Source organism: Nostocoides australiense Ben110 (assembly GCF_001050535.1).
In the GTDB taxonomy this organism is placed as follows: Bacteria; Actinomycetota; Actinomycetes; order Actinomycetales; family Dermatophilaceae; genus Nostocoides_A; species Nostocoides_A australiense.
In genome coordinates, this window is sequence record NZ_HG764815.1 from 2806650 (window position 1) to 2810191 (window position 3542).

Here is a 3542-nt window from a genome sequence, read left to right on the forward strand (position 1 = left end):
GCGGCCGGCCGCCGCTCCCGCGCGGCCGTCCCGAGCTGCCAGAAGCCGACGGTCAGCACGAGCGCCCACACCAGGTGCATCCAGCGCACATCGCCGGCGATCCAGCGGCCCGGCGCCAGCAGCACGGCCGTCCACGGCAGATAGGTGAAGGCATCCTGGATGCCGGGGGAGTCGACCCAGGTGACGGCGTAGAAGTTCTCGCCGCGGGCCATCGCGTCGGCGGCCTGCTGCAAGGTGATCCACACGTCGATCCGAGGCGATGGGTCGGTCCGGATCGCGATGACGGTGACCGCGGCATACGCCGCGAAGGCGGTGCCGAGCGCGAGCCCCGGACGCCGGAACCACAGCGCCGCGGCCGCCCCGACCGCCGCGGCGGCGAGCACGCCCCGGCCGGTCCACGCCCACTCCGTCGGCACATGGCTGAAGAAGCGGGTGCGCAGCCCCACGACGGCGTTACCGACGAGCAGCATCGCGACAACGAGCGGGCTGAGAGCGAGGTGCAGACGCCGCGCGAGCCACCATGCGAGCAGCACTGCCGCCACGGTGAGCGTGACGACGATCTTGATGCGCAGCCGGACGACGCTGAACTGCAGCATGCCGAAATAGGCGAGCCAGGTCGCGGCGAAGACGAACGCCGCGAGGGGCGCGCCCTTGAGGCGGGCGATCACGTGTAGAGGGCTGCCACGTCGTCGGCGAACTGGGTCATGACCACATGCCGCTTGAGCTTCAGCGACGGTGTCAGCTGTCCCGCTTCCTCGGTGAAGTCCTCGGGGAGCACGGCGAACTTGCGGATGGACTCGGCCTTGGACACCGTCTCGTTCGCCCGGTCGACGGCCTTTTGGAGTTCGGCCAGCACCACGTCATTGGTGCGTGCCTCGGCGACGCCGAACGCGCCGAGACCGGCGTTCTTGGTCCACTCGGGCACCATTTCCGCGTCGAGGGTCAGCAGGGCGGCGACGAAGGGTTGCTGGTCCCCGACGACGCAGGCCTGGGAGATCAGGGGGTGGGCGCGCAGCTGGTCCTCCAGGAGGCCGGGGACGACGTTCTTGCCGCCGGCGGTGATCAGGATCTCCTTCTTGCGGCCGGTGATCTTCAGGTAGCCGTCGGCGTCGATCTCGCCGATGTCGCCGGTGTGGAACCAGCCGTCGCGCAGCGCCTCGGCCGTGGCCTCGGGGTTGTTGCGGTAGTCGTGGAAGACGTTGATGCCCCGGATGATGATCTCCCCGTCCGAGGCGATGCGCAGCGTCACGCCCGGCAAGGGCGGCCCGACGGTGCCGATCTTGACCTTGGACGGCAGGTTCACCGTCGCCGGGGCCGTGGTCTCCGTCAGGCCGTAGCCCTCGAGGATCGTGATGCCGACGCCGCGGAAGAAGTGCCCCAGCCGGGCTCCGAGGGGCGCGCCGCCGGAGACGGCGTACTGGATGTGCCCGCCCATCAGCTCGCGCAGCTTGCGATAGACGAGCCGGTCGAAGAGCACGTGCCGGGCCCGCAGCGTCAGCGGCACGCGGCCGTCCTGCAGCGCCGTCGAATAGGCGATCGCGGTCTCGGCAGCCCGCGTGAAGATGGCGCCCTTGCCGCCGGCCACCGCGCTGGCCTCGGCCTTGTTGTAGATCTTCTCGAAGACCCGCGGGACCGCCAGCACGAAGGTCGGCTGGACCGCCTGCAGGTGGGTGGTGATATTGGGGATGTCGGCGGTGTGCGCCAGCGTCGCGCCCGCGGCGATCGCGAGCACCTCGATGAACCGCGCGAAAACGTGGGCCAGGGGCAGGAAGAGCAGGGTGGAAGCACCCGGCCGCTGCAGGATCTCCGGCATCTCGGCGATCGCCTGCTCGGCGAGGGTGAGGAAGTTGCCGTGCGTGAGCGCGCACCCCTTGGGCCGGCCGGTGGTCCCCGAGGTGTAGATCAGGGTGGCGGTGGAGTCCCGGTGCACGTTCGCCATCCGGTCGTCGAGGGCCGCGTCCGGCACCCCGCTACCGCCCTCCGTCAGGTGGCGGATACCGCCTTTGTCGAGGCGCCACACGTGCGCGATCTCGTGCAGGTCGCCCCGGATCGCGTCGAAGGCCTGCGCATGCTTGGCCGATTCCATGACGATCGCGTGCGCGTGGGAGTCGGAGAGGATCCAGTGGATCTGGTCGGGCGAGGAGGTTTCGTAGATGGGCACCGGCACCAGGCCGGCGGCCCACGCGGCGAAGTCCAGCAGGGTCCACTCGTATGAGGTGCGGCTGAGGATGGCGACCTTGTCGCCGGGTTCCAGCCCCGCCGCGATGAACCCCTTGGCCACCGTGCGCACCTGCTCCGCGAAGGCCGCGGCGGTCACCTCCTCCCAACGCTCCCCGGCCAAGCGGCGCAGCGCGATGTGCTGCGGGCTTTGGGCCGCCTTGCGGTCCGGCAGGTCGGCGAGGCTGTGTTCGTGGACAACTGGAGTGACCAGGGGGGTGGTGAATTCCTGCACGAGTCACCAGCCTAATTGCGCCCCTGCTCACCACGAGCGTGTTCGTGCTCACGCCCGACGCGTGCCAAGACCGGCGGTACGCTTCCGGCCATGGCGGACAGCACCGAATCGTCGATCATCATCGAGGCCGATCCTGGGGCCGTGATCGACGTCATTGCCGACTTGGAGGCCTACCCCGAATGGGCCGGCGAGATGAAGGCGACCGAGATCCTCGCCGAGGACGGCGACGGCTGGCCCGACCGCGTCCGCATCACCTTGGATGCCGGAGTCATCAAGGACACCTACACCCTCGACTACGACTGGGACATCGCCGAGGACGGCACCGGCTCGGTCTCGTGGACCCTCGTCGAGGCAAGCGTCCTGAAGGCCATGGACGGCACCTACACCCTCAACGCGATCGACGAGGGCACCCGGGTCGATTACGAACTGATGGTGGATCTGAAGATCCCCGTCCTCGGGATGCTCAAACGCAAGGCCGAGAAGGTCATCATCGAGACCGCCCTGAAGGAACTGAAGAAGCGGGTCGAGTCCCTCTGACCCGCACACCAGCGACGGACGACACCGCGCCCCGCAAGCGGTCACCACGCAAGCAGGCCGGCCCCACGCCGGCCCCGGACCGGGCCCGCGAGTCGGCCACTCCGCAAACGGCTGCCCTGCCCCGCGTCCTGCTCTTCACGGGCAAGGGCGGCGTCGGCAAGACCACCTCGGCCGCGGCGACCGCCGTCGCGGCCGCCCGCGACGGCATCGAAACCCTCGTCATGTCGACCGATGCCGCCCACTCCCTCGGCGACGCCCTCGACCGCGACCTGGGCGCCACGGGCACCGACGCGGCCCACCGGATCGAGGACCACCTCCACGCCCTGCAGGTCAGCGGCAACCGGCACTTCGACGGCTCGTGGGACGTCGTGCAGGCTTATCTCGTCGACACCCTCGCCGCCCTCGGGGTCGATCCCGTCGTCGCCGAGGAGATGACCTCCCTGCCCGGCGCCGAGGAGATCGCCGCCCTGCTGGAGCTGCGGGAGCAGGCCCGGTCGGGCCGCTGGGAACTGATCGTCGTCGACTGCGCGCCGACCGCCGAGACGCTGCGGCT

At 70.0% G+C, this 3542-nt stretch carries 3 protein-coding genes and 1 pseudogene; 2 read left to right on the forward strand and 2 right to left on the reverse strand.

Going from position 1 to position 3542, the window contains the following annotated elements:
* Both BN11_RS13505 and BN11_RS13510 read right to left on the reverse strand, forming a co-directional pair.
* A pseudogene (locus tag BN11_RS13505) lies at positions 1-668 on the reverse strand (hypothetical protein); the annotation flags it as partial.
* Positions 665-2452 (reverse strand): AMP-dependent synthetase/ligase, encoded by a 1788-nt coding sequence (locus tag BN11_RS13510; protein ID WP_048698470.1) that lies wholly within the window; start codon positions 2450-2452, stop codon positions 665-667. The pseudogene BN11_RS13505 and the gene BN11_RS13510, both read right to left, overlap by 4 nt.
* A 90-nt stretch (positions 2453-2542) precedes the next feature.
* Here BN11_RS13510 and BN11_RS13515 point away from each other — a divergent pair, with 90 nt between their 5' ends.
* The gene (locus BN11_RS13515; RefSeq protein ID WP_048698471.1) at positions 2543-2989 is read left to right on the forward strand and encodes an SRPBCC family protein; all 447 of its coding nucleotides are present in this window, start codon (positions 2543-2545) and stop codon (positions 2987-2989) included.
* 128 nt (positions 2990-3117) lie between these two features.
* Positions 3118-3542: ArsA family ATPase (locus BN11_RS13520; RefSeq protein WP_235435609.1), on the forward strand; the 425-nt coding region annotated here is incomplete at its 3' end.

Excerpts from the sequence above, each read along its gene's own strand:
- BN11_RS13515 (WP_048698471.1), top strand. The coding sequence starts at position 2,543 with ATGGCGGACAGCACCGAATCGTCGATCATCATCGAGGCCGATCCTGGG.